Origin of the sequence: Cyanobium gracile UHCC 0139 (assembly GCF_034931325.1) — a bacterium.
Taxonomy (GTDB): Bacteria; Cyanobacteriota; Cyanobacteriia; order PCC-6307; family Cyanobiaceae; genus Cyanobium; species Cyanobium gracile_B.
Window position 1 is genome coordinate 28991 of sequence record NZ_JAYGHX010000002.1, and the last position, 21894, is coordinate 50884.

Here is a 21894-nt window from a genome sequence, read left to right on the forward strand (position 1 = left end):
AGCGATCGTGATGAGGGTAACGGTTCGTTGGCGTTTCCGCACGCCCCGGGGGCCAGCCGCTTCAGGTCCGGCCACCGGCGTCGCCGCTCTGCCGCAGCCAGCGGTCCCAGCGCTCCCGCTCGCCGGCCGCCGCGGTTCCCGCCATCAGGGTGACCGCCTGGCTGGCCCGGCTCACCGCCACGTAGACCAGCCGCTGGCGCAGTGGCTCGTCCCGCGGCCAGAAGACGTCCTCATCGATGAACACCTCGCCGAAGGTGCTGCCCTGGCTGCGATGGACGGTGAGCACCGCCGCCGGTCCGAGGGAGGCGAAGGCGTCGCGCACGAGGAAGAAGCGGCGCCAGAGGGCCTTGCCGTCCTTCTGGCCCGCCTCCCTGGCCTGAAGCCGCAGCCGCTCCAGCACCCCGTCCAGGCAGGCCCGCCCTGCGCTGCCGATCGGTGGCAGCAGGCGCAGGTTGAGCTGGGATTCCCCCGCCTCCACGGTGGCGTTGAGGGTGTCGATCACCGCCGCTCCGAGGGAGGCGTCCACGCCGAACTCGGCCAGATCGCAGCGGTCGGGCCGCACGTCCCGCACCACCAGCTCCCGGTTGCTGCCCAGCAGCAGGTCCGGCTCCTCGGCGGCGGCGTCCCCCTCCCGGCAGGCCGGCGCCATCACGGCCGTGCGGGTGATCAGCACCTCGCCGGGGAGCACCGGCAGCTGGTCGGCCATGGCGCCATGCAGGGCGCGGCGGGCGATCGGCACCAGCCGCTCCAGGGAGCGGTTCGTGTAGCAGAGGATCCGGGCCAGGTCGGGATCGTCGGCTTCGGCGCTGCGGCGCAGGCCTTCCTGGGCGGCCGCCAGCCAGTCGGTCCGCCCCAGCAGCGACACCCGGCCCTCGGCGCTGCGCACCGGATCCAGCAGCGGCGGCCGGCGGCAGGGCAGGGCCCCTTCCCGCAGGCCGCCGGCCAGGCGCAGCACCGGGCCCCCGTGGCGGACCACGTGGGTCAGGGCCACCCGCCGGGCCCGCCCCAGGGCGAACACCGGACTGCACTCCTCCCCCACCGGCGGCAGCTGGGCCGGATCCCCCACGAACACCAGCCGGGTGCGGTAGGCCTGGGCGCAGCGCAGGGTGATCTCCAGCAGGCTGCCATCCACCATGGAGGCCTCGTCGATCAGCACCAGCCCGAGGTTCTCCAGCGCCAGGGCGGTTTGGAGGGTCTCCTCGCAGCGCTCCCGATCCCCCTGCCGCTTCAGCTTCAGCCGCAGCAGCCGGTGGATGGTGGAGGGGTACCAGGTGGGCTGCAGACCCGCCAGGGCGAGGTGGTGGCGCAGCACGCCCACCGCCTTGTGGGTGGGGGCGACCACCGTCCAGCAGAGGCCGGCCCGCTCCGCCAGGGCCAGGAAGCGCATCGACAGGAAGGTCTTGCCGGTGCCCGCGTAGCCCTCCAGCACGAACGGCACCCCATCGGCCGGTGCACCGAGCCAGGCGGCGAAGGCGGCGGCCGCCTGCTGCTGGTCATCGCTCAGGCCGGTCTGATCGCTCACCCCAGCGGTAACCAGCCGGCGCCCTGGGCGATCTGCAGGGGCGAGCCCAGCAGGGCCAGGCCCGGCAACGCCACCAGGGGCCCGATCAGGCTGCCCACCAGCACCTCGGCGCGCGTGTGGCCGAGGTTCTCCTTCAGGGGGCGCAGCACCGGGGCCCCCTCAGGACCGTCCTGGGGATGGGTGTCCCAGAGCCCGTCCGGGAGGCCGTTCACCCGCTGGGCCGTCAGCCCGGCGGCGCGGCGGACGCCGCTGGCGTCATAGAGGACGACGAAGCAGAGCACGGCCGCCAGGGCGAACAGGGGATCGGCGAAGCCCAACTCCCAGCCCAGGCCCGCGGCGGTGCCCGTCATCAGGGAGGAGTGGCTCGACGGCATGCCGCCCGTCTCGATCAGCACCGCCGGGCGCCAGCGGCGATGCACCACCAACTCGATCAGCAGCTTGGAGAGCTGGGCCACACCGCAGGCGACCAGGCCCCAGGCGAGCACGCCGTTGGCCAGCACCTCGCCCAGGGCCTCGAGGGCGCCGATGGCTGCGCTCATCGGTCGCGACTGGTGATGTAGTCAGCCAGGGCCAGCAGGGGGGCGGCGTTGGCGCTCCAGGGCTCCAGCACCGCCTTGGCTTCGCTCACCAGGGCATCGGCGCGTCGGCGGGATTCCTCCAGGCCCAGCAACTTGGGATAGGTGGTCTTGTCGGCGGCCAGGTCCTTGCCCGCCGTCTTGCCCAGCACGTCGCTGCTGGCGGTGACATCGAGGATGTCGTCGATGATCTGGAAGGCCAGGCCGATGCCGCGGGCGTAGGTGCGCAGGGCCGCCAGCAGCTCCTCGGAGGCCCCGGCGATCAGGGCACCGGAGATCACGCAGGCCCGCAGCAGGGCGCCGGTCTTGTGGAGGTGGATGTACTCGAGGGTGTCGAGATCCACCTGGCGGGCTTCGCATTCCAGATCCACCACCTGGCCGCCCACCAGGCCAGGGGCGCCGGAGGCCAGGGCCAGCTCACCCACCACCTGCAGCAGCCGTTCGGGGGGAACCCCCGGGCTGCGCAGGGCCACCATCTCGAAGGCGCGGGTCAGCAGGGCATCGCCGGCCAGGATGGCCTTGGCTTCGCCATACACCTTGTGGTTGGTGGGCCGGCCGCGGCGCAGGTCGTCGTTGTCCATGGCGGGCAGGTCGTCATGGATGAGCGACATGGTGTGGATCATCTCCATCGCCACCGCCGTGGGCATGGCCAGATCGGCGTCGCCGCCCGCCAGCTCGCAGGCCGCCAGGGTGAGGATCGGCCGCAGACGCTTGCCGCCCGCCAGCAGGGAATAGCGCATCGCCTCCCGCAGCGATTCGGGCCGTTCCGGACCGAGGGAAGTGTCCAGGGCGGTCTCCACACGCCAGCGGGCCGCCTCCAGATAGGCGGTGAAGTCGAAAGCCGTGCTCACCGCCGGGGCCATGGAGTCCTGAGTCTTCGCGCGGATTCTCTCAGGCCGATGGTGGCAGATGCCGGCTCTGCGCAACAGTTTGGGATCGGCGGCGATGCATTGGGATGCATTGGCGAAGCGTTCGGGAGCCAACCCCTGAAAGCTCCCTAGGTTGATCTATCCACCCTCAGCAGGTTCTCGAAGTGAGACATTTCAGGGTGTGGTCACCGATTCCCCAGGCGTGCCTGCGCCGCCTGGCTGCTTCGCGGGCATGAGCGGTTTCGGCTGGGCCTGGCCACAGGTCGCTTCTGTTCTGACCCTAGCCAGCGGGGCTGTGGTGGTGCTCTGGTCAGCCAGTCTGCACAGGCAGGCAAGGCGCCGAATGGAGGCGTTGAACCGGGACCGCGAGGATCTCAGCGCCATCATCCACTCCATCCCCGATCCCCTGATCGAAATCTCGGCGGCCGGGGAGATCCTGGCGATTCACAGTGCCCAGCGGGGACTGTTCCATCTGCCGGAGAACCCGGACGGACGACCCCATCTGCAGGATGTTCTCTCCCCTGCGGCCGCCACCACGATGCAGGAAGCGCTGGCGCTGGCAGACGCCTCCGTGGACGGCCGCTCCCCCAGGCGGCAGATCGAGATGGCCAAGCCCGGGGGCGTCGACTGGTTTGAGCTCTCGATCGCCCGCAAGGACCAGGAGAACCCGGATGGCCCCCACTACCTGATGCTCTGCCGGGACATCACCGAGCGCAAAGGCTACGAAGCAGGGTTTCTGCGACTCAACCGGCTCTACGCCACCTTGAGTGCCTCCAACAAGGTGGTGGCCAGGGTCAGGGACAGCGAGGAGATGCTCGCCCAGATCTGCCGCCTGGCGGTCACCTCCGGGGAGATGCGACTGGCCTGGGTTGGGATGATCGAACCGGTCAGCCGCCGGATCAGACCGGTGGCCTGGTTCGGCGACGACAGCGCCTATCTCGATGAACTGGTGATCAGTCTCGATCCGGACGACCCCATGGGGCAGGGTCCCTTCGCGACCGCCCTGCGGGAGAACCACCCCCTCTGGGTCGAGGATTTCATGACGGACCCCTCGCTCGTGCCCTGGCATGAACGGGCACGCACCTACGGATGGGGGGCTGCCGCCTTCCTGCCCCTGCACCGTGACGGCGTCGTGATCGGCGGTCTGGGGATCTATGCCAATGAAACCGACCGATTCGATGTCAAGAGCCAGCAGTTGCTGATCGATCTGGTCGGCGGCATCGATAGCGCCCTCGACCGGCTCAGCCTCGAGGCCACCCGCGAGGCGCTCCAGGACGCGGTCAAGGCCAGTGAGGAGCAATTCCGGGAGATCACCGAGTCCACCCACGAGGTGATCTGGTCCTTGGATCCCGAGACCCTTCGCTACCTGTATGTGAGCCCCTCCGTGCTGCGGCTGCGGGGGTTCACGGCCGAGGACGTGATGGCCGCGCCTTTCGAGAAGGCTTTGCGGGGGGACGTGGCCGACCATCTGAAGCGCCAGATCAGCCAGCAGCTGGCGGAGTTCAACGCCGGGTTGCGAAACGGCGACATGGTCACGGTCGAAGAGAACGAACTCCTGGCCAAGGACGGATCGATGATCTGGACCGAATCGGTCACCAAGCTGGTGCGCAACCAACGCACCGGCCGGGTGGAACTCCACGGGGTGACGAGGGACATCACCGAGCGCCGGTTCGCCAAGGAACAGATCGAGCGGCTGGCCTATTTCGATCCCCTCACCGGCCTGGCCAACCGGACGTTGCTGCAGGATCGGGTCCAGAACGGTCTGGACCTGGCCAAGCGCTCCCAACGGCCCCTGGCCCTGCTGTTCCTCAACATCGACAACTTCAAGCTCGTCAACGACAACCTCGGCCATGACACGGGCAACCGGGTGCTTCTGGAGGTGGCCAAGCGTCTGAAGCCGATCCTGGGGGACGCCGACACGCTCTCCCGCACCGGTGGCGACGAATTCGTGGTGGTGCTGCCCGATTCGGACATCACCGCCACCCGCTGCGTGGCGGAACGGTTGCGGCAGGCGATCGCCCAGCCCTACGGGCTCGCCGCCGACCCCCTCTTTCTCACCGCGTCGGTGGGCATCGCCCACTTCCCTGACGATGGCACCACCCCGCAGCAGTTGATGCGCAACGCCACCACGGCGCTGCACCAGGTCAAGGTGGCCGGCCGCAATGACCTCCAGTTCTTCACGCCCAGCATTCAGGAACGCAGCGCCCGCTCCCTGCGGCTCACCAACGCCCTGCACCAGGCCATCCAGCGCGGGGAACTGAGCCTGGAGTACCAACCCCAGCTCGAACTCAGCAGCAACCTCATCTTCGGGGCCGAGGCCCTGATCCGCTGGACCCATTCCGCTCTGGGGCCGATAGCGCCGACCGAATTCATTCCCCTGGCCGAAATGGGCGGGCTGATCGGGACGATCAGCCAGTGGGTGCTGTGCCGTGCCCTCCACGATGCCCATTCCTGGACAGAGCTGGGAGCGACACCGTTGACCGTCTCGGTCAACATCTCCGCCCTGCAGTTCGACCATGGCAACCTTGCCGGCATGGTTTTCGAACAGCTTCACGCTGAAGCTTTCCCGCCCAGCCGATTGGAGTTGGAGCTCACCGAGTCGGTGACGCTCGCGGATCCGGAGAAGGCCCTGGCCCAGATGGAGCAGCTCTACGCCCACGGGATCAGCGTGGCCATCGATGACTTCGGCACCGGCTATTCCTCCCTGAGCTATCTGAAGCGGATCCGGGCCCACCGCCTGAAGATCGACCGATCCTTCATCGCTGATCTTGCGGTCAACGACGACGATCGCACCATCGTGTCAGCCATCATCAGCCTGGCCCGCTCGATGGGCATGCGCACGATCGCCGAAGGGGTGGAATCCCCCGAGCAACTGTCCCTGCTCCGCACCCTCGGCTGTGATGAGATCCAGGGCTACCTGCTCAGCGGCCCCCTGCCCCAGGACGCCTTCATGGCGTTCATCCAGGAGCCGGTCCCTTTCCGTCTGCCAGTGGCGCCGTCAGGGGAGCAGGTCGCCTAGGGGGTGCTCGAGCCCGTGGCGCTCACACCAGGCCAGCACGGTGTTGACCAGCAGCATGGCCACCGTCATCGGCCCCACCCCACCGGGCACCGGCGTGATCGACGCCGCCAGCGGCTCGACCGTCTCGTAGTCCACATCCCCGCAGAGCCTGCCCTCCAGTCGGTGGATGCCCACATCCACCACCACGGCCCCCGGCTTGACATGCTGGGCTCCGATGAGCCGGGGTCGACCGGCCGCCACCACCAGGATTTCAGCCTCCCGCGTCACCTCCGCCAGGTGATGGGTGCGGGAATGGGCCACGGTGACGGTGGCATCGGCCGCCTGGAGCATCAGGGCCATCGGCTTGCCCACCAGGATGCTGCGGCCCACCACCACGGCCCGGGCGCCGGCGATCGGCACAGCGGCACTGCGCAGCAGGGCCATCACCCCTGCCGGCGTGCAGCTGCGTGGGCCCCGCTCCCCCTTGAGCAGGCGCCCCAGGTTGAGGGTGTGCAGGCCATCGGCGTCCTTGTCCGGGTCGATCGCCGCGAGCAGAGGCCCCTCATCGAGGCCCTGGGGCAGGGGCAGCTGCAGCAGGATGCCGTCGACCGTCGGGTCGGCGTTGAGGCGGGCGATCAGGGCCAGCACGTCCTCGGCCGCAGTGTCCGCCGCCAGATGGCCGCCATGGCTGCGGATGCCGACGCGCCGGCAGGCCTTCTCCTTGTTGGCCACATAGACGCCGCTGGCAGGATCATCCCCCACCCGCAGCACCGCCAGGCCCGGGGGGCGTCCCGCCACCGCCAGCCCATCGGCGACCACGGCGTTCAGCCGCCCTTCAATCACCGCCGCCAGTCGCCTGCCATCGAGAAGGGTGGCCATCAGGGGGGGAGCGTTGCCGGTCCCCAGCATGCACCGACGCGTCGTAAAGGGGGAGCCTCACCCGTTGGCTAGCCTGGATCAATGAGATTCGGGCTGCGGCGGATCAGGGGACTGTGGCGCCACTTGCTGCGGCTCGAGCGTCCCCGTCAGGCCCTGGTGGCCTGGCGCCCCGGGGGCGGTCTGCTCGTGCTCCTGCTCTGTCTGCTGGTGGCTCTCCTCTCCAGCTGGCCCTGGTTGGTGGAGCCGAACCTGCGTCCCGGCATGCCGGCCCCGTTCACCGCCCGCGCCCCGGCCGATGCGACGGTGATTGACAGCACCGACCTGGAGCAGCGTCGCAGTCAGATGCTGCCCCGCAGCCAGATCCAGGTGGTCGACCCCCAGGCCAGTGCAGCCCTGGTGCAGCAGTTGGAGCTGCGGCTGCAACGGGTGCGCCAGAAGGTCGCCGACGATCAGCCCCGGCCCGATTCCCTCAATCTCACCGAGGAGGAGCGCCGCTGGCTGGCGAGGCTCACCCCCCCCGACCTGATGCGCTGGAAGGTGTCCCTGCGCCGGGCCCAGCAGCGCATGCTCAGCCAGGGCGTCGTGGCCAGTCTGTCCGAGGGCCAGTTGCTCACCGCCGCCGAGCTCCAGCTGCACGACCTCTCCCCCCCCGCCCGCAGCCTGGGCAGCCGCCTTCTGGCCACGAGCCTCCAGGGCCGCACCAACCTTCGCGGCGACAGCTTTCTCAGCCAGCGCCGCATCGAGGACCTGCTCACCCGCCAGGGGCTGCCCACGATCCAGGTCCGCAAGAACGATCTGATCACCCGGCAGGGGGAGCCGATTAGCCCCCAGGCCTTCGACGTGCTGGAGCACTTCGATCTGGTCAACCATCGCCCCCGGCCCGTGGCCTGGCTGGGCCGCTTCAGTGAGGCCCTCGCCGCCTGCGGGGTGATGCTGCTGGTGATGCGCCGCTGGCGCGCCAGCCTCGAGCCTCGCCAGGCCCTGCTGGCCCTGGCGATGCTGGTGCTGGTGCAGGGGTGCAAACTCTGGCTCGGCAGCCAGGTCAGCCCCCTGGCGCTTCTGGTTCCCCCCACCCTGCTGCTCTCCCAGGGGCTGGGCACGGCCGCCGGACTGGCCTGGCTGGCCGTAGCCGCCATGCTCTGGCCGGCGCCCGTCGAGGGCCTGCTGGTGCCACAGCTGGGGGTAGCGGCGTTGGTCGCCGCCGTGGCGGCGGTGCTGGCGGGGCGGCAGCGCAACCGGGCCCAGCTGCTGCAGCTGGCCCTGCTGTTGCCCGTCGGCGCCGTGCTGCTGCAGTGGCTGCTGATCCATCTCTTCCATCTGCACAGCCTCGAGGCCTCCCCGGGGCCGTTCAGCGGCACCGAGCTGCTGCAGGAGGCCCTGCTGGTGGCGGGCCTGCTGATGGCCGGTCTGCTGCTGGCGCCGCTGGTGGAAAGCTTCTTCGGCCTGCTCACCCGGGCCCGGCTGATGGAACTGGCCGATCTGGAGCGCCCTCTCCTGCGTCGCCTGTCGATGGAGGCGCCCGGCACCTTCGAGCACACCCTGATGATCTGCGGTCTGGCCGAGGAGGGGGCCCGCGCGATCCAGGCCGATGTGGACCTGATCCGCACCGGCGCCCTGTACCACGACGTCGGCAAGCTGCACGGTCCCCAGTGGTTCATCGAGAACCAGGATCAGGGCGCCAACCCCCACGATGAGCTGGACGATCCCTTCGCCAGTGCCGCCATCCTCCAGGCCCACGTCGACGAGGGGCTGAAGCTGGCCCGTCGCTACCGGTTGCCCCGCCCCCTGGCGGACTTCATCCCCGAGCACCAGGGTCGGCTGAAGATGGGCTACTTCCTCCACCAGGCGAAGGAACGGGACCCTTCGGTGCGGGAGGAGCAGTTCCGCTACCGCGGCCCCGCTCCCCGCAGCCGGGAGACGGCGATCCTGATGCTGGCCGACGGCTGCGAGGCCGCCCTGCGCTCCCTGCCGCCGGGCACCACCGAAACCGAGGCCCGGGCGATGGTCAGGCGGCTGGTGGAGGCCCGCCAGAACGATGGCCAGCTCGACGGCAGCGGCATCTCCCGGGCGGAGCTGGAGCTGGTGATCCGCGCCTTCGTACGGGTCTGGAAGCGCATGCGCCACCGGCGCATTCCTTACCCCATCCCCCCCCGCAAGGCCTTCAGCGCCTGAACCGGAGCCGGCCCAGCCAACGGCCCACCGCCAGGCCCAGCGTCACCACCGCCAGACCTCCGATCAGGCTGATCATCACCACGGCGAGCGCCTCACCGGGGCGCCCGCGCCGCAGGGCCAGGCTGATCTCCAGCATCCAGCTGCTGAAGGTGGTGAGTGAGCCGCAGAAGCCGATGCCGCCCAGCAGGATCAGCCGAGGCCGGGGGGGGCGCTGCCCGGCGATCACCCCGATCAGGAAGGTGCCGATCAGGTTGGCGACCAGGTCGGCTTCGATCAGGCCGTTGGGCACCCCCTCCAGGCCTTTGCCCACATCCTCCAGGCGCCAGCGCAGCAGGGCACCGGGTACCGCGCCCGCTGCCACCAGCAGCAGGTCCCGCGCCTCACGGCGCAGGCTGGGGGAGATCGGTGCGGGGGATGGCGCCATCGGACTTCCCTAGGAGCTGCCCAGGGCCAGCCCGGCGCCCACGGCCAGCAGCCCACCCAGCACCGAACCGCCGCAGAGCAGGACGGCCTCGCGGCGCTGGTGGCGGTGCAGGGCCTCGTGCAGTTCGGCGATCCAGGTGGAGAAGGTGCTGAAGCTGCCCAGGAAGCCCGTGGCGAGCAGGAGCAGGGTGCGGCCCGCCGCCAGCCCGCAGCTGGCCTCCAGGCTCACCAGCAGGCCGATGGCGAAGCAGGCGATCAGATTGACGCCGAACGTGCCCCAGTGTTTCCGGGGCAGCATCGGTTCGAAGTGGTTGACCACCCGGAAGCGCAGCCAGGCTCCCGGCACCGCTCCGATCGCCACGAACAGGGCTCCGTTGTCCATGGGTGCCGCCACCTCAGCGCCTCCCCTCCAGCAGGGCCCGCAGCTTGCGCTCCAGCACCACCGACGCCGGCACCAGGGTGATCAGGTTGGCGGCGATCACCGGACCGTCGGCCCGCAGCAGGCCGTAGACGGCCCAGGCCAGCACCCCCAGCGTGAACAGGCCGTACATCCGCAGCGAGATGGCGCTGGTGTCGCCGCTGCGCACGGTCTTCAGCGCCTGGGGGAACAGGCTGAGGGTGGTGAGTGAGGCGGCGCCATAGCCGAGGGCACTCACCGTGAACGACTCCATTGGCGCTGGTCGCTGTGGTCGTCAGCATGACGACATTCCGCCCATCCGGCCATGGCCCTGAGCTTCCGCGAACTGCAGCAGGGGCTGCAGGCCCCGTGGGGCCGGGAGCATGGCGACGCCGGCGGCGGGGCGGGTGCGGATTTCGACCTGCTGATGGTGCCCTCGCTCACCATGGACCCCTCCCAGCTGGCCCTGGTGACGGGGGCCCACCACTACGAGGAACGCCAGCTGTTCTCCCTGATGCGGCTGCGCAATCCGGGCGTGCAGGTGGTCTACGTGACCAGCAAGCTGCTGCCCGAGCTGGTGGTGGACGCGGTGCTGGAGCTGATGCCGGGGGTGCCCACCTCCCATGCCCGCCGCCGGCTGCACCTGTTCGACACCGACGACGGCTCCGCCCGGCCCCTGACCCAGAAGCTGCTGGAGCGGCCGGCCCTGCTCGGAAGGATCCGGGAGCGGCTGCGCCCCGGCCGCAGCTTCATCATCTGTTACGTGGTGACCGAGCTGGAGAAAACCCTCTCCGAGCGCCTGCAGGTGCCGCTGCTGGGCACCGATCCGGCCCTGGGCTACTGGGGCACCAAGGCGGGCAGCCGCGAGCTGTTTGCCCGCTGCGGGGTTCCCCATCCCCCCGGCACCGGGCTGGCCCACGGCCTCGACGACCTGGCGGAGGCGGTGACCGACCTGTGGGAGAGCGACCCTGGGCTGGGCGGCTGTGTGGTCAAGCTGAACGAGGGCTTCAGCGGCGAGGGCAATGCCCGCCTCGACTTCACGCCCCTGGCGCTGGCCGGGCTGGCCAGACGCGAGCGGGTCGGGCTGATCCGGCGGGGCCTCGAGGACCTGCCGATGCCGGCGGCCGGCTGGTCGGAGCTGCTGGCCGGCCAGGGGGCCCTGGCCGAGGCCTGGCTGGAGGGCGGCGACGATCTGCGCTCCCCGAGCGTGCAGGGCACGATCCATCCGGGCGGGATGGTGGAGGTGCTCTCCACCCACGAGCAGATCCTCGGCGGCGCCGGCGGCCAGACCTACCTGGGCTGCTGCTTCCCCGCCGCCGAGCCCTACCGGGTGGCGCTGATGGAGCACGGCCTGGCCGTCGGCCGGGCCCTCGCCGCCGAAGGGGCCCTCGAGCGCTTCGGGGTCGATTTCATCGCCCGCCGCTTCGGCGATCGCTGGGATCTGCAGGCCATTGAGGTCAACCTGCGCCAGGGGGGCACCACCCATCCCTTCATGGCCCTGCGGGCGATCACCGCCGGCAGCCTCGACCCCGCCACCGGCTGCTTCCTTTCCCCCACCGGTCAGCCACTGCACTACCGCGCCACCGACAACCTCAGCGACCCCCGCCTGCGGGGCCTGATGCCGCTCGACCTGATCGACATCGTGGCCGAGGCCGGCCTCCACTACGACCCGGCCCGTCTCCAGGGCAGCGTCTTTCACCTGCTGGGCTGCCTCTCGGAGTTCGGCAAGCTGGGCATGACCTGCATCGGCCGGGATCCGGCGCAGGCCAGCGCCGTCTACCGCTCCACCGTGGCGGAGCTGCTGGCGGGGGCCTGCGCCCGCCGCGGCGCCGGCCTGCCGGCGGCCTCCGGCTGACGCCCCGGGCCGCTCAGGGCAGGATGGGTCAGCACGGGGGGCGCATGGTCTCGATCACCGACCGCGAAGACGACGGCTCCCGGCGTTCCCCCCCGGCCCCCGGACCGCGGCCCTGGATCGGCTGGCTGCAGATCGGTCTGAGCTCCATGCTCGCCGTGCTGTTCCTGGTGATCCTGGCCAAGACGCGGGAGCAGAGCCAACTGCTGATGCGGCTGGAGCAGCGCCTCCAGGGACTGGAGAACAGCCGCGCCCTCGATCGCACCTCCGTGCTGGAGGAGCAGCAGCGGGCCATGGTGGGGCGCCTCCAGACCCTGGAAGCCGGGGCCCAGCGGCTGCAGGCCCTCGAGCAGCAGCAGGACGCGTGGCGCTCCGCCCTGGCCGACCTCCAGGGTCGGGCGGTGCGGCGGCCCCTGCTCTCCCCGGACCCCTTTCCTGCCCCGGAGTCTCCCGCCGCCTCCCCACGCAGTGACGGGGGCGTGTTGCGTCCCCCTGCCCCGCCAAGCCCCTGAGCGGGCCGGTTCAGTCGGTGGCGCCGATCAAGGTGAAGGCGGCCCAGTCCACCGGGTCGGGATGCTGGCGCCGCACGCTCCGCATCGCTTCGCGCAGGGCCAGGGCCTTGGGGCGACCGGCGGCGAGTTCCCGGTAGAAGGCCGTCATCAGCGCTGTGGTGGGGGCATCGGGAACGGCCCACAGGGACACGAGCACGCTGCGGGCTCCGGCCGTGAGCAGGGAGCGGGACAGGCCGATGACGCCGTCTCCGGTGATCGTGCCACGGCCCGTGTCGCAGGCGCTAAGCACGAACAGATCGGCCTGCAGCGAAAGGTTCATGATCTCGTCGGCCCGCAGCAGGCCGTCATCGCGGGCGGAGGCCGCGAGCACGATCGCCCCGGGAACCTCACGGCGGCTGCCATCGTCGAGCAGGCCGTGGGTGGCCAGATGCACCAGCCGTGCCCGGCCCATCCTGGCCACCACGGCGGTCTCGGTGGCTTCGCCGCCGATCAGGGGAGCGGTGCCGAACATCGCACCGATGGCCCGGGCCTCCTGCTCGGCCCCCGGCAGCGGTGCGAGGGGCATGGGGGGATCGCCGGGGCTGAGGGAGATCGGCGGCATGGTGGGGTTGCCGACCACGAGCACCTCTCCACTGGCGGCCCCCCTTGGGCGGGAGGCCGGGAGCCGGCCGAGCGTGGCCAGCGCCGCGATCGAGGGGGCGGTGAGCAGGGTGTGGCGCTCGATCAGCGGCTCACCCCTGGCATCGCGCAGGGCGGGGAACGGCACGAAGAACAGGGGCCCCTGGGGAAAGAGGATCACCGGCGCCGCCGGGTCGCTGGGCAGCAGATCGGCGATGGGCTGGATCAGAAGTCGGTGCAGATCCGCCAGGGCCCCTTCGGAGGCAGCGCTGCGCCGGGCCGTCACGCCCGTGGCGGCGGCGATCACCCCGATACCCCGGCGGGCGCTGCGCACGCCCATGGCCTCCCGGCTGGAAGCCACCAGCCGGTCGAGGGAGGGAAGGGTGCCCGGAAGTTCAGTCCTGCGGAAGCTGATCCGCCCATCCGGGGCCACGATCCAGGCGTAGATCCTGTTGTTGATCAGGGCGTACTGCACCAGTGTGGCGCCCTGGCGGCGAGCCACCTCCCGGATCGCCGCCAGATCCATCGGAGGATCGATCCCGGCGCCCGCCTCCCCGGGCAGGGTGGCCGGGCCGGAACGGGTCCCGCCGGATCGGGTCGCCGAGGACCGGGTCTGAAGCTGCTCCACAAAGGCCCGGGCCCGGGCCCGCTCCGCCACCACCAGAGCGTCCTCGCTGCGGCCCTCGGCGATCAGCACCACCTGCAGGGCTTGGTAGGGCGAGGACTGGGTATCGAACAGGGACACCTTGAGATCGTCGCGGGGGCCCAACCGGGCGCGAATCTCCTCGTTTCGGACCACCGCTTCCCGCAGGGGCATCTCCGCCGCTCGGTTGTCGCCGGCCCGGTGCAGGGCCAGACCCAGTCCGGTGAGCGCCTGGGCCTGGCCGTAGCGATCACCGATGGCGTCGTAGAGGCCGAGGGCCTCGCGATACCTGCGGCGGGCCTGGTCGGTGAGGTTGGCTTGCAGATCGCCGTGGGCGAGGGCCAGCAGCATCATCCCCTCGTTGTACCGGTTGCCGATGGCTTTGTAGATCTCCAGGCTCTGGCTGTAGGCCAACCGGGAGGCGGAGACATCCCCCCGTTCGGCGTGGGCATGGCCCAGCCCGGAGAGCGCGTTGGCCTCCAGGTTTCGGTTGCCGGTGGACCGGGCCAGCACCAGGCCCTGTTCAAGGTGACGGACCATCGCCGCCAGGTCGCCGTCCTGGTAGGCGAAGGTGCCGAGCCCGATCAGGGCAACCGCCTGGGAAAGCAGATCCCCCGTTGCCCGCGCCAGGTGCAGGGTCTCGACACTGAAAGCGCGGGCGGTGGCGTTGTTGCCGACATAGAAGTACGTATCGGCCAGACCGCGCAGCAGGGTGAGCTGGGAGCTGGTGTCGCCGGCCTCCCGGGCCAGTTCCAGGCCCCTGCGGTAGGCGTCGATGGCACGGCCGTAGTCATTGAGCCAGTAGTGGGAGAAACCGATCTGCTGCAGCACCCGGGAGCGATCCGCCGCTGGCGCCTTGCTGGCCTCCATGGCCGCCAGTACAGGCTCCATTGTGGTGATCACCGCGTCGTAGCGGCCCAGCCGCAACAGGATCACGCCCATAGCGGTGCCCGCGGTGAGCTCAAGCGACCGATCGCCCTGGCGTCGGGCCAGCCGGTGCGCCTCCTGAAAATGCTCCAGGGCGTCCCCATCCCGACCCTGGCCGGCCTGCAGCAGGCCGATCCGCAGGTTCAGACGCAGCAGGGTGGTGGGATCGGACGCCGGTAACTGGCCGAGCAGCTTCAGGCTGGCCAGGTTGGACTCAAGGGCTTCAGCGGGCCGGTTTAGAGAAGAGAAGACATCGCCGATCCTGGAAAGGACGATGGCTTCTCGGTCCTGGGCTCCCAGGCGTCGATACAGGGCCAGGGCTTGTTGGTTGAACTCCAGGGCGGGCCCATGGCGCTCCAACCAGTAGTGGGCGTAACCGAGCTCCTCCAGGGTGCGAGCTTCCAGGGCCTCATTCCCCCGCTGCCGGAACAGGAGCAGGGCCTGTTCCCAGGCCGCGATGGCGGCGGGTACCTGGTCGGAGTTGAAGCGCTTCAGACCCTCCAGGTAGAGCCCCTCCGGGTCGGTCCCTTGCGCCGGCGCAGGCTGTCCCGGCCATGCGGCCGGTGGTGAGGGGTCGGCCCACACGGGCAACGTCGCGAACGGCAGCAGGGCGAGGGACACCAGCCGCAGCAGAGCCGAACGGACCCGAGGGCCGCGGAATGCCACCTAGATCACCTCGAAACTGAGCGAGAGGGTGGCGATCTGGCTGTTGTCCACCACCCGCCCCACCGCCGCGAGCCCCCGCGTCCCGCTGGTGCCCCCCCTTGTGGGACCGGGTGCGGCCGTCAGGTCGTCGAGGAGGTCCTCCACGGCGGTCACGGGCTCGGCCAGGGTCACCGGGCCCCGGGTCTGGCCCGACTGGCCGGCGATCGCCTGGAAGGCCTTGAGGGCCTGACGGATCGGTCGGCGGCTGGCGACGACCAGCACCTCCACCATGCCCCTGGGCTCCTGGGTCACCAGGCGGAAGCCATCGCTGCGGGGGTCCGGGATCAGCAGGCTGCTCCCCGGCTCCATACGGGTGGCCTCGGCGTCGGCGGTCCAGTTGTTGGGGAAGATCACCGCCATCTCCCCGCTGGGATCAATCACGAGCAGGCTGAGGTGAATCGCCGTCGCCTCCCGATTGGTGACTTCGAATTGCACCGCCGTACCGAGGCGCAGGCGGCCAGGGTCGTCGGAGTCGGCCGGGGTTGGCGCCGCCCCCGCCGCCGAGGGGCCCACCCCGCGGGTGGGGTAGGTGCGGGCCACTGCGCCACTCGCCTGGCCTTCCGGTCGCATCGTGACCGTCACGTTCAGCCGGGAGGCATCGCCATTCAGGGCGAGCCGGAAGATCCTGGCCGCCAGCAGGGCCTTGAACTTGGGTCTCAGCCTCTGCACCGCCGCCGCCACTGTCTCCCGGGCGCCCGAGAAGGCACCAGGCATCGGCTCCCCCCCGGGGGTGAAGAGTCCAAAGCTGCCCTCCTCCGGCCAGGCCTCGCCCGTCGCTGCCGAGGCCTGGCGCCGCTGGGATGCCGCCAGGAAGCGCCCCAGGATGTAGTGAACCTCGCCCTGCTGCAGCGGTGCCGCCCGCAGTCTCGGCAGGCTGCCGAGGGCCCGCTCCGCCTCGGGACGATCGGCCCCCAGGGAGGGATCAAGCCCGATCACCAGAGCCACGTCCCCGGGGAGGTCCCGCAACTTCTCCTGCAACAGCAAGCCCGGAAGCAGCCGGCCTCGGGACCGGAGCACCGTCCCCCGGCCAATCAGGCCCCGACGCGAATCCAGTCGCACCTCGCCGAGCACCGCACCCGAGCGGTCCACCAGGCTATAAACGCTGCCACTGCCGAGGGACGGAAGACCCAGTGGTGCGACCCCACCCAGCCAGAACTCAACCTCGGCCCCACCACCCACGCCGGTGAGCACGCCGTCCCCGGGGGGGACGGCCTGGTCAAGGGCGTAGAGCGGGTTTCGTTCCTGGTGGCTGCCGGGCCGGACTTCCAACAGCGGTTCCTGCCGGGTGGTGGACAGTCGCGTCGTGCTGCGGGCGATGTTGGGCAGGAGCGAGCGGACCGGGGAACTGCGGGTCTGTTGCCAGAGATACTGGGTCAGCAGATAGGTGAACACCCCGCAGTCGACGTCGTCGAAGGTGGCATCGGCGGCCAGTTGGTCCCGGGCCGTGCTCGCGATCACCACCCCATTGGCGACACCGGCCCGACGCTGGCGGATGTAATCCTCACGGCTGAGATTGAGGTGGCTCAGCCACCGCCGCTGCAACTCCCGCTCCCCGGGGCTGCCTTCGAGCCGGGCGTTGCCAGGCCGGGCCCGGATGCGCAGGTTGCCGCGGGTGCCACCACCGGAATGGCAGCTGTCGAGCACTGCCGTGAAGTTCTCGCTGGCGACGGCTCGGCTGAGCAGGAAGAAGCTGTGGCCGGTGATGTCATCCACCACGCCGCCATTGGCGGGGAACCCCGCCGGCAGCCGGCTGTCGACCGGCACGAAGGTGCTGTTGAGGCCATCGCTGTGGTCCCTGTCGGGATCGGCGATCCTGGAGCCGTGGCCGGAGAAGTGGAACACCACCACATCCCCTGGCCGAGCCTGGCCGATCAGATGTTGTTCAAAGGCCTCAAGAATGCGGGTGCGGGTGGCCTGGGCGTCGGTGAGGGTGAGGATGTCCGCCTGCTGGAAGCCGAAGCGATGGATCAGCAACTCGCGCTGGAGTCGCACATCGGTCACACAGCCATAAAGGGGAGCGTACAGGGTTGATTCGGGATAGGCATTGATCCCAACCAACAGCGCCAGCTTGCGCGGGGTGCCCTTGGCCAGGACCCTGCCGTAGCGATCCCCGGCCCGGGAAAGATCCAGGCCACCCAGGCCGAGGGCGGCCAGACAGGCGCCGGAGGACTCAAGGAAGCGCCGACGTTTCATGGCCTGGCCATTGGGCGATCCCTGACAGGGGAAAAATAGCAAGCAGGCCTGCAGCGACCGAATCCTGCGCGGCTGGAACGAAGAACCCTGAAGAAGTATTGCAATGAAGCGAACAAACCATCTTGATCCAGCTCCAGCGAACGAATGCTGCTAGCAACAGAGGAGCCCTTGTCGGAACGGTTCCGTCGCCGTATGTCGATTCCAATGCCGTATAACGACCCAGTCGCCACGACTGGAGCTGCATACAGCCGGGCAGATCACCTCTGTCTGTCCGCAAAAGGCGAACCCACGAGGGCAGGGCGCAAGGGACGCGAACATTGGATCAGATTGGTATGAATAAACACATTTTTTTGCCACCACGCCCCAGGGCTTCTGGGTCGGGGCCAGCTGCACATGACCCGCTTCAGTTCCAAAACGGCCGACTAGCTTTCCTCCGGAGGATTTCCTGTGCCATGACCAGCCAACACCTCCACCGCTTCGCCGTCCTGGTGGCCCTGATGGCCCCCCTCGCCGCCGGACCGCTCCTCGCCCAGACCAGCGGTGATGCCACCCTGCCGGATCCGGTGGTCATGCAGCTGCCGGGGGCCTCCAGGCCGGGTGCCGATCCCCTCCAGTTGCTGCGCCAGCCCCAGGTGCGGCAGGAGCTGTCGCTGAGCGACGCCCAGATGCAGCAACTTGAACAGCTCGACAAGGACATCCGGGCCAGGGTGCGTTCCCTCTCTGCCCCCAGAACCCGTGGTGGGGCGGCCGCCCCACCAGTGGGAGCGGTGCGCGGCTTTGAGGCCGACCAGCAGCAGGCCGCTCGCGAGGCCAGGCAGAGGGTGGCGGAGATCCTCACCCCTGAGCAACTGGGAGCCTTCCGGGCCATCGTGGAAGCCAATCCGGGCACGGATCCGCTGCAACTTCTGCTTAGTGACGGGGCTCGCGTGCGCCTGGGGCTCAGCGCAGGCCAGACCCAGCAACTGCGGCAGCTGGCCTCCCGGATGCGTCCGCCGGAAGGGGGCCGCACCCGCGGCAGCGAGGGGAATCCCGTGGCGGCCCAGAGCCGCCAACTGGAGAGCCTCACCCGCAGCACACGCGCCACGGTGGCCTCCATCCTTACCCCCCAGCAGCTCAGCCGTTTCCGCCAGATCCTGGTGCAGGTTGATGGAGCCCAACTAGCTGATCCCGCCATGGCCGGCGCCCTCAACCTCACCTCCGAGCAGCAGCAGGCGCTGGCGCTGGACCAGCAGAAGACCTTCGACGCCATTGGCGACGGGTACAAGGCCCCCCGCACTCGCGGCCCCGGGGGAACCATTCCCTGTCCGGTGGTGGAAGCCAACCGCGCCAGGCTGGAGCCGGTGATTCAGCAGGGCCAGGCCCGCAGCCGCGGTCTGCTCACCAGCAGCCAGCTGGCGGTGCTTCAACAGATGGAAGGCGAACCCATCGCTCTCACCCCGCCTGAACCCTGCGGCCCTAAGGCCGTACCGCCGATGCAACCATGACGATTCTTGATGACCTGGCCCAGCTGGAGGAAGGTCACCCAAGCCGGGAGGTCATCGAGCGCCTCCTGAAGCTCGAGGGCGACGAACAGCAGCAACTGTTCCATCAAGCCAGAGAAGTGCGATACCGGGCGGGAGTCAACCGCGTCACCCTGCGGGGGGTGATCGAAATTTCGAATCACTGCCAGAAGAGCTGCGACTACTGCGCCATGCGCAGCCCCAACGGCGAGTTGGAGCGCTACCGGCTCACGCCAGGGGAGATACTTGCCATCGTGGCTCAGATCGCGGAGAACAAGATACCGATCGCCTTCCTGCAGGCGGGCCAGGATCCCGCCTGCGACGAGGTGGTCGCCGAGGTGATACCCGAAATCAAGAAGCGCTTCGGTCTGCACGTATTGCTCTGCCTGGGAGAGCGGCCCCGCTCCACCTACGCCGCCTTCGCCGGCCTCGGTGCCGATTCGTACATCCTCAAGTTCGAGACCTCCGGCTCTGCCCATTACAGGGCTATCACCCGCACGTCGCTGGCGGCCCGGCTTGACTGCCTCCGCCACCTGCGGGAACTGGGTTATGCCATCGGCACCGGCAACATCGTGGGCCTGCCCGGGCAGGACATCGATCAGCTTGTCGACGACGTGCTACTGGCCCTGAAGCTGGAACCGGACTTCGTCAGCGCCTCCCCGTTCATCGCCAACCAGTCCACCCCCTTCGAGACCAGCCCGCAGGGCTCCCTCGCCACCACGCTCAACATCCTGGCCATCTACCGAATCGCACTTCGGACGCCCTTGATTCCTAACGTCAGCGCCCTAGAGAAAATTGAGGTGGGCGGGCAGCGCTTGGGCTTGGAGGCTGGTGCCAACGTGATGACGGTGAACTTTACCCCCAGGCCCTACCAGGAGAAGTTCAACATCTATTCCAAGCAACGGTTCGTGGTTGGCTTGCAGCACGCCCTGAGCACGATCGAATCCGCCGGCATGGAAAGGTTGCGGGCTTCACCCACGGTGCAGCAGGCCCCTTGCCCGGCAAGTATCGGATGAGGGGGCTCCTTCAAAAGGTCGGCAGGTCTCCCATGACCTTCGCAGCGCTGCTGCTGGGCTTTGTCGCCTTGCTGCCGCCTCCGGCAGGCGCCGAAGCAGGTGGGCGGGGAAACCAGGGCTACTGGATCAAGGTCACCTCCGGACGCTCCCTCACCAACCTGGAGAGTATCGATTCCTTCGGGGTCACCGAACAGGGAACCCTGGCCGCGAAGTTACTGCTTCGTTTTCTCACCAGCGGCGACCGGCAGGCCCTGATGACAGCAAGATCCATTTATAGCGGCATCATCCCGAAGGAAAACTTCGGCGGCGACTACACCGCCCTGCAGTGGTTCAGCGATCTCTTCTTGGCTGAGGAGAGCGAACGGGCCACCATGTTGAAGGATCCGCTGGTAGCCAGCTACTACAAGATGTTTGCGGCCAATCAGTTCACCCTGCTCAAGGAGTATCTGGGCCGCAAGTACATGCTGGGCGCCTATTCTGACCTTGATACGGAGAAGGGTCGCATTCGCTTGGCCTTCTTGGAGGATTCTATCCTCTTCAACAATCCCCGCCGGGAAGTGTGGGAGCAAACCAAGCTGATCATCGACTCCATGGAGCTTCGGCCGGGTGAAACAATCGCCGACATCGGCAGCGGCCCGGGTTACTACAGTTTTCGATTTGCCGAACGGGTCGGTCCAGGCGGCAAGATCTACGCCATCGACACTGTCAAGGAACATCTGACCTACATCGAGAAAGTCAAGAAGGCTGCAGGCGTCAGCAACATCATCACAATCAATAACCACAATGAAAGCATTGGCCTTGAAGCCCAGCCCAAAGTGGATACGGCGTTCATGTGTTCCCTTTACCACATCATCTATGTCGTCTTTAGAGAGTCGGCCCGGCAGGAATTGATCGAGAACATCAAGGGCTCACTGAAACCGGACGGCCGGCTCGTGATCGTGGACAACAGCCTGGTGCATGACAGCCAGCTTCCTTATCACGGCCCCTACATCGCCAAGGAACTGGTCATCGCCCAGCTGGAGCATTACGGCTTCCGGCTGGAGAGTACCCGCCAATTCATTCCCCAGCGCTATGTGCTCACCTTCCGGCTGAAGTAAGTGTTCCATGCCGATGCTTCCACTGATCGATTCGCGCTGGATTGGCATCCTGGCGGCCCTGGGATCCGCTGCGTCCTGGGCCCTTGGCTCAATCCTGTTCAAGGGTCTGGGCGCCGGGGTCTCGTCTCTGGCGATGACCCTGGGCAAAGGGGTTCTGAGCGTGCTGCTGCTCTCCATGGCCGTGCTGGTCACCGGCACCGAGCCCATCGCCGCCAAGCCCGCCCTACTGCTGATGCTCAGCGGCGTTGTGGGGATCGGGCTGGGCGATACGTTCTTCTTCGAGGCCCTCAAGGCACTCAGCGCCCACGCGATGGTGATCCTGCTGATGCTCGGCCAAGTGCTCACCGCCGGCCTGGCCATCCTCCTGCTCGGGGAAGTGCCCAGCACCGACCAGTGGATCGCCATGGGGCTGGTGGTGCTTGGGGTCGGGGTGGTGCTCTCCTCCCAGCAGGCCGGCGAAGCGGGGTCGTCCCGGACCAGGGGGGTGATCTTCGGCCTGCTGGCGGTCTTCTGCATGTCCCTGTCACTGATCATCGCCAAGCAGGGTCTCGACCAGGTCTCGGCGCTGCAGGCCACCTGGATCCGGATGCTCTCCGGCAGCCTCTGCCTGGTGCTTCTGGGCCTGATCAGCCAGCGTCTCGACACCTGGATCGGTCCGTTCCGGCACCGCCCTTACCTGGCCCGCTTCCTCGGCTCAGTGATGGTGGTCACCTTCGGCGGCTTCTGGCTCTCGTTGGTGGCACTGAAACACCTGGATGTGGCCGTCGCCAACACCCTCACCTCCACCGAGCCGATCTTCATCCTGCCGCTGGCCTTCTACTTCCTACGCGAGCGCGTCAGCCGGCTCTCGCTGCTGGGCACGGGCGTGAGCATGACGGGCATCGTGCTGCTCTGTGCTCTGTGAACCCCGGTGCGGGTCCTCCCCCCTGTCCGCAGCGCTGGCCGCCGTCCTGAACCGCGTCAGTTCCACCTTCCTCCATCCCTGAACCATCACTGA

Annotated in this window: 17 protein-coding genes; 8 read left to right on the forward strand and 9 right to left on the reverse strand. The window is 68.9% G+C overall.

Annotated elements, in window-relative coordinates; all coding sequences use genetic code 11:
- Positions 1–61 precede the first annotated feature (61 nt).
- From VB738_RS03490 to crtE, 3 genes are read right to left on the reverse strand one after another with little or no spacing between them, the layout of a single operon-like run.
- Positions 62–1522: an AAA family ATPase gene (locus VB738_RS03490; RefSeq protein ID WP_323304430.1), complete on the reverse strand. Its 1461-nt coding sequence runs from the start codon at positions 1520–1522 to the stop codon at positions 62–64.
- A complete protein-coding gene (locus VB738_RS03495) occupies positions 1519–2061 on the reverse strand; it encodes a divergent PAP2 family protein (protein WP_323304431.1) in 543 nt (180 codons plus the stop codon). Before VB738_RS03495 ends, VB738_RS03490 begins: the two co-directional genes overlap by 4 nt.
- A complete protein-coding gene (gene crtE, locus VB738_RS03500; RefSeq protein ID WP_323304432.1) occupies positions 2058–2960 on the reverse strand; it encodes a geranylgeranyl diphosphate synthase CrtE in 903 nt (300 codons plus the stop codon). Before crtE ends, VB738_RS03495 begins: the two co-directional genes overlap by 4 nt.
- Before the next feature lie 349 nt (positions 2961–3309).
- Between crtE and VB738_RS03505 the strand changes: the two genes are divergently transcribed.
- On the forward strand, positions 3310–5985 hold the full coding sequence (locus VB738_RS03505) for an EAL domain-containing protein (protein ID WP_323304433.1): 2676 nt from the start codon (positions 3310–3312) through the stop codon (positions 5983–5985).
- Here VB738_RS03505 and folD read toward each other — a convergent pair.
- Positions 5965–6843, reverse strand: coding sequence for a bifunctional methylenetetrahydrofolate dehydrogenase/methenyltetrahydrofolate cyclohydrolase FolD (folD, locus tag VB738_RS03510; protein ID WP_323304893.1), 879 nt, complete (start codon positions 6841–6843; stop codon positions 5965–5967). The genes VB738_RS03505 and folD overlap by 21 nt on opposite strands.
- A gap of 81 nt (positions 6844–6924) precedes the next feature.
- Here folD and VB738_RS03515 point away from each other — a divergent pair, with 81 nt between their 5' ends.
- Positions 6925–9015 carry an HDIG domain-containing metalloprotein gene (locus tag VB738_RS03515; protein ID WP_323304434.1) on the forward strand — a complete coding sequence of 697 codons (2091 nt, stop codon included), beginning with the start codon at positions 6925–6927 and terminating at the stop codon, positions 9013–9015.
- Here the strand turns inward: VB738_RS03515 and VB738_RS03520 are convergent.
- From VB738_RS03520 to VB738_RS03530, 3 genes are read right to left on the reverse strand one after another with little or no spacing between them, the layout of a single operon-like run.
- A complete protein-coding gene (locus VB738_RS03520) occupies positions 9005–9439 on the reverse strand; it encodes a CrcB family protein (protein ID WP_323304435.1) in 435 nt (144 codons plus the stop codon). The two genes, VB738_RS03515 and VB738_RS03520, sit on opposite strands and share 11 nt — an antisense overlap.
- 9 nt (positions 9440–9448) lie before the next feature.
- Positions 9449–9820: a CrcB family protein gene (locus tag VB738_RS03525; protein ID WP_323304436.1), complete on the reverse strand. Its 372-nt coding sequence runs from the start codon at positions 9818–9820 to the stop codon at positions 9449–9451.
- 13 nt (positions 9821–9833) lie between these two features.
- The gene (locus VB738_RS03530) at positions 9834–10109 is read right to left on the reverse strand and encodes a SemiSWEET family sugar transporter (protein ID WP_015107975.1); all 276 of its coding nucleotides are present in this window, start codon (positions 10107–10109) and stop codon (positions 9834–9836) included.
- A 51-nt stretch (positions 10110–10160) separates the two neighbouring features.
- Between VB738_RS03530 and VB738_RS03535 the strand changes: the two genes are divergently transcribed.
- Complete coding sequence (locus tag VB738_RS03535; protein WP_323304437.1) at positions 10161–11690, forward strand: peptide ligase PGM1-related protein; 1530 nt, start codon at positions 10161–10163, stop codon at positions 11688–11690.
- A gap of 44 nt (positions 11691–11734) precedes the next feature.
- On the forward strand, positions 11735–12199 hold the full coding sequence (locus VB738_RS03540) for a hypothetical protein (RefSeq protein ID WP_323304438.1): 465 nt from the start codon (positions 11735–11737) through the stop codon (positions 12197–12199).
- A 10-nt stretch (positions 12200–12209) separates the two neighbouring features.
- Here the strand turns inward: VB738_RS03540 and VB738_RS03545 are convergent, their stop codons facing one another.
- Together VB738_RS03545 and VB738_RS03550 are read right to left on the reverse strand one after the other, a co-directional pair.
- Positions 12210–15053: a CHAT domain-containing tetratricopeptide repeat protein gene (locus VB738_RS03545; RefSeq protein ID WP_323304439.1), complete on the reverse strand. Its 2844-nt coding sequence runs from the start codon at positions 15051–15053 to the stop codon at positions 12210–12212.
- A complete protein-coding gene (locus tag VB738_RS03550) occupies positions 15054–17285 on the reverse strand; it encodes a caspase family protein (protein ID WP_323304440.1) in 2232 nt (743 codons plus the stop codon).
- 452 nt (positions 17286–17737) lie between these two features.
- On the opposite strand from VB738_RS03550, the gene VB738_RS03555 reads away from it, so the two are divergent.
- Genes VB738_RS03555 through VB738_RS03570 form a run of 4 tightly spaced genes read left to right on the forward strand, consistent with a single transcriptional unit; the run spans position 17738 to position 21801 of the window.
- Positions 17738–18769, forward strand: a complete 1032-nt coding sequence (locus VB738_RS03555; RefSeq protein ID WP_323304441.1) for a Spy/CpxP family protein refolding chaperone — start codon at positions 17738–17740, stop codon at positions 18767–18769.
- Entirely contained in the window at positions 18766–19800 is a 1035-nt protein-coding gene (locus VB738_RS03560) for a biotin synthase BioB (protein ID WP_323304442.1), read from the forward strand. The genes VB738_RS03555 and VB738_RS03560 overlap by 4 nt, the downstream gene beginning before the upstream one ends.
- A gap of 32 nt (positions 19801–19832) precedes the next feature.
- Complete coding sequence (locus VB738_RS03565) at positions 19833–20897, forward strand: class I SAM-dependent methyltransferase (RefSeq protein ID WP_323304443.1); 1065 nt, start codon at positions 19833–19835, stop codon at positions 20895–20897.
- A gap of 7 nt (positions 20898–20904) precedes the next feature.
- A complete protein-coding gene (locus VB738_RS03570; protein WP_323304444.1) occupies positions 20905–21801 on the forward strand; it encodes a DMT family transporter in 897 nt (298 codons plus the stop codon).
- The last annotated feature ends 93 nt before the right edge of the window (positions 21802–21894 follow it).